Below are 5,252 nucleotides of genomic sequence, written 5' to 3' on the forward strand. Positions count from 1 at the left end.
TTTACGACCCAATTCCCAGTTGTGCTGGATATGAGCGTGGGGCAAGACCTTTCACAACGCATCAAACATGTGAAAGAAGGACTACGCCGCATTCCGCAAAAGGGCATTGGCTACGGGATGTTGAGATACCTGTCCGCAGCACGTGAGCAAGAGCGTTTTGTAACCGAACCTGAAATCAGCTTTAACTATTTGGGACAATTTGACCAAGATATGCAAAATCAGTCCATTGGCGTATCTCCTTACTCTAGCGGTGCAGAGCTTAGCGCCCATGCAGCTAGAACGCACACGCTGGATATGAACGGACTGATTTCCGAAGGCGAGCTGCAATTGACGATCAGCTACAGCAAGCAGGAGTATCGCCATGAAACGATGGAGCAGCTAGCTGAAGCGTTTAGAATCAGTTTGCAGGAAATCATTACGCATTGCACAGGCCGCAAACAGCAAGAGCTGACGCCAAGCGATGTCATGCTTAACAATGTAACCATGGCCGAGCTGGATCAATTGGTAGAACGGACTCGTGACATGGGGGAACTGGAAAATGTATATGCGCTGACGCCGATGCAAAAAGGCATGTTGTTCCATAGTTTGATGGATGCAGAGTCAGGAGCTTATTTTGAACAAACGACCTTTGATTTGCATGGACGCTTCCAAGCGGATATTTTCCAAGATAGCTTGAATCATTTGGCGCAGCGGCATGAGATATTTAGGGCCAATTTCATCAGCGGTTGGCAGGATGAGCCTGTGCAGGTTATTTTCCGCCGCAAGGATGTTGGTTTCAAATGTGAAGATTTGCGTCATCTGAATGATCAGGAACGTGACGCGTATGTGCAGGAATTTATTCGCAAGGACAAGGCAGCCGGATTTGATTTGTCCCGGGATGCGTTGATGCGCGTGGCGATTTTACGAACAGGTGATGAGGATTATTATTTTGTGTGGAGCTCTCATCACATCTTGATGGATGGCTGGTGTGTGGCGTTAGTCACGGATGAGGTGTTTGAGGCTTATTTTGCAGCCGTGGAGCATAGAGAGCCGAAGCTTGCCCCCGTTACTCCATACAGTCAGTATATTGAGTGGCTTGAAGCACAGGATGTAGGGGCTGCAGCTTCCTATTGGAAGGATTATTTGCTCGGCTATGATCAGCAAACTTCGATTCCGACCGGAAAAGTAGGCGTGAAAGCGGACGGTGCACAATTTGAGCATATCCTGTGCGATCTGGGCAAGGACTTGACCGGACGTATGGAAATGGTGGCCAAGCAGCACCACGTGACCACCAATACATTGCTGCAAACAGCTTGGGGCTTGCTGCTCCAAAAGTACAACGGTAGTGACGACGCTGTTTTTGGCGGTGTAGTGTCTGGTCGTCCAGCGGATATTTCGGGGATCGAAAATATGGTGGGCTTGTTCATTAACACCATTCCAATACGGATCCGCAGTGGGGCTGAGGACACCTTTGCCGATATGATCAGAACGAATCAGAAGCAGGCGCTGACTTCTCAAGATTATGAAACGTATCCGCTGTATGAAATTCAAGCCTTGAGCGAGCAAAAGCAAGATCTGATCAACCACATTATCGTGTTTGAAAACTATCCGGTGGAGGAGCAGGTCGAGCAACTTGGCGAAGGTGCAGAGTCGGATTTTGAAATTCGCAATGCCGGCATGATTGAACAAACCAACTATGATTTCAATCTGGTCGTTATGCCGCAGGAAGCGATGAAAATCCGATTTGAATACAATGCGAAGTTATATGATCGTGAAGCCGTTGAACGGACTCAGGGCCATCTGATACAGCTGTTGGAGCAGGTGGTGACGAAGCCGGACATTCGAGTGCAGGAGCTGGATATGTTAAGTGAGCAGGAGCGTGAGCAAATTCTCAGCGTATGGGGAAATACAGTTGCTGAGTATCCAAGCGGGCAAACGATCCATGGCTTGTTCGAGACACAAACGGCGCAGACACCGGAGCAGGCAGCGTTGTTCTTCGAAGGAGAGCAACTGACCTATCGCGAGCTGAATTCACGTGCGAATCGTCTGGCTCGTACCTTGCGTAACCAAGGCGTGACGAAGGATCGTTTGGTGGGTCTGATGACCGAGCGTTCGGTGGACATGATCGTGGGCATCTTCGGGATTTTAAAAGCCGGGGGTGCATATGTCCCCATCGATCCGACGTATCCAGAAGAGCGTATCCGCTACATGCTGGACGACTCGGGTGCGAAGCTGCTGTTGACGCAAAGCCATCTGGTGGACAAAGCAGCTATCGACGGTCACGTGCTGGTGCTAGATGGGGAGCAAACGGTGTATCACGAGGATGATTCCAATTTGGAGCCGTGGTCCGGTCCGAATGATTTGGCGTATGTGATTTATACGTCGGGTACAACGGGGCAGCCGAAGGGTGTAATGCTCGAGCATCATGGGCTATGCAATCTGAAAACGTATTTTGATCAGACGCTTCGGATGAGCACGTCGGATCATGCGTTGCTGTTCGCCAGCTATTCGTTTGATGCGGCTTGCTGGGAAATCTTCCAAGCGCTGTTCTGTGGAGCCACGTTGTATGTGCCAACGTCAGAAACGATTTTGAACTACGAGCGGTTTGAGCAATATATGGCGGATCATCAAATTACCGTGGCCGCTTTGCCGCCGACCTATGCGGTGTATCTGGAGCCAGAACGGATGCCAAACCTGCGTATTCTGTTCACTGCGGGTTCTGCATCTTCAACAGAATTAGTGTACAAGTGGAAGGATCAGGTGGCGTACTACAATGGCTACGGTCCCACCGAAAACTCGGTGGCGACGTCCATCTGGCCGGTATCCGAGGATGAGAGAGCCGGACAGCTGATTTCTATCGGACGCCCTGTGCCGAATCACCGGGTATACATGGTGGATGTGCATGGACATTTGGCTCCGGTGGGCGTAGCGGGTGAGCTGTGCGTGTCCGGTCCGGGTCTGGCTCGGGGTTATCTGGATCGTCCAGAGCTGACGGCTGAGAAATTTGTATCGAATCCGTTTGCAGCTGGCGAAGCGGGCTATGAACGGATGTACCGTACGGGTGACTTGGCGAGATGGATGCCAGACGGCAACATCGAATATTTGGGCCGGATCGACCATCAGGTGAAAATCCGGGGCTACCGGATCGAGCTGGGTGAGGTCGAGGCACAAATTTTGAAAGTGGAGGACGTACAAGAGGTCATCGTACTGGCCCAGGCAGACGAGCAGGGGCAAAACCAACTGGTGGCGTACTATGTCGCTGAACAAGATGTAAGCGCGGGTGAGCTACGCAGTTTACTGGGTGAGGAGTTGCCAAACTACATGGTGCCTTCGTATTTCATCCAGCTGGAGCAGATGCCGCTGACGCCGAACGGTAAAATCGACCGCAAGGCCCTGCCAGCACCAGAAGGCAGCCTGCAAAGCGGAGCGGACTATGTAGAGCCGCGCACAGCGCTGGAGCAGACGTTGGTTTCCATTTGGCAGACCGTGTTGGGGACGAAGAGACTCGGGATTTTGGATAATTTCTTTGATCTGGGCGGCGATTCAATCAAGGCAATCCAGGTATCTTCCCGTTTGCTGCAAGCGGGCTATAAGCTGGACATGAAGGATTTGTTCCAATATCCTTCTGTCTCGTTGCTGAGTGGTTATGTACACAAGGTCAGCCGTACAGCCGATCAGCGGGTGGTTTCGGAGGCAGTTAGATTGACCCCAATACAGCAATGGTTCTTTGGACAATCCTCAGCAGAGCCGCATTATTTCAACCAGTCGGTGATGCTGTATAGAGCAGAAAGGTTCGATATAGATGCATTGCATCAAACGGTGACCAAGGTAACGGAGCACCATGATGCGCTACGTATAGTCTTCCGTCAGACCGAACAGGGCTATGAAGCGTGGAATCGCGGTTTGAACGAAGGTCAGCTGTACAGTCTGGACGTTGTGGATTTGACGGATGTGCAAAACATTACAGATGTTGCAGCAGCCATTGAAATGAAAGCCAATGCCATCCAAAGCTCCATTCGTCTGGACGAAGGACCGCTGGTGAAGCTGGGACTTTTCCGCTGCATGGATGGGGATCATTTACTGATTGCCATTCACCATTTGGTGGTAGACGGCATTTCATGGCGGATTGTGTTTGAGGATTTTGCCACGGGATATGAGCAGGCGGTTCGTGGAGAAGCCATTCGTTTGCCATATAAAACGGACTCGTTCTCCACTTGGGCAGAGCGCTTATCACAATATGCGAATAGTCTGGCCATCGACGACGAACGCGAATACTGGCACCGTCTTGCCCAAACGGAAGTCGCATCGTTGCCTAAGGATCATGAGAGAGCAGAGGGACAACATTCTCTAATCAGAGACACTGCGACGGTGAGCGTAGCTTGGAGCGAGCAGGAAACACGACTGCTGCTGCAGGAAGCACATCGTGCGTACCACACGGAGGTCAATGATCTGCTGTTAACCGCACTCGGCACAGCATTATATAACTGGAGCGGTCAGGAGCGCGTGCTGGTCAATCTGGAGGGACATGGCCGGGAAGCCATTGTTCCAGATATCGACATCGACCGTACCGTGGGCTGGTTTACAAGCCAATATCCGGTGCTGCTGGGTGTGGACGGAAAGGCAGAAGTAGGGCAGCGAATCAAGCGGGTGAAGGAAGACCTGCGCCATGTACCGCATAAGGGCATTGGCTACGGCATTTTGAAATATATGTCTCAGGATGATGCCCATCATTCCCTTGCCTTGCAGCCTGAAATTAGCTTTAACTATTTGGGACAATTTGATCAGGACTTGGAAAATGGGGATATCGTTCTGTCTTCACATCCAGGTGGAGAGCCGATGAGTGATCATACCGTACTGGAGCATCCTTTGAATGTGAACGGAATGATTACGGCGGGCGCGCTGACACTGGAAATTCGCTATGACAGTAAGGTATATCATCAGCAAAATGTAGAAAACTTTGCGCAGTTGCTGCAGGAAAGCTTGCAGGAAGTGATCGCTCATTGTGCCTCCAAAGAGCGGAGTGAGCTAACACCAAGCGATGTATTGTTCAAAGGCTTGACACTGGAGCAACTGGAGCAATTGACGGAGCAAACAGCTTCTGTGGGCGAGCTGGAAAATGTATATGCTCTCTCGCCAATGCAGAAGGGGATGCATTTCCATAGCTTGATGGAGCCGGAGTCAGGCGCCTACTTCCAGCAAGCGTCGTTTGATCAACAAGGGAGCTTTGATGTAGCTGTGTTCCGCAAGAGTCTGGATGTACTGACACAGCGTCA

1 protein-coding gene is annotated in these 5,252 nt (G+C 51.0%); it reads left to right on the plus strand.

The window, feature by feature from the left end:
• Positions 1–5,252 (plus strand): non-ribosomal peptide synthetase (locus GRP75_RS18605; RefSeq protein WP_160790016.1); only part of this gene is annotated, 5,252 nt, incomplete at both ends.

This window comes from Paenibacillus sp. OT2-17 (assembly GCF_009827695.1).
GTDB lineage: Bacteria > Bacillota > Bacilli > Paenibacillales > Paenibacillaceae > Paenibacillus > Paenibacillus polymyxa_B.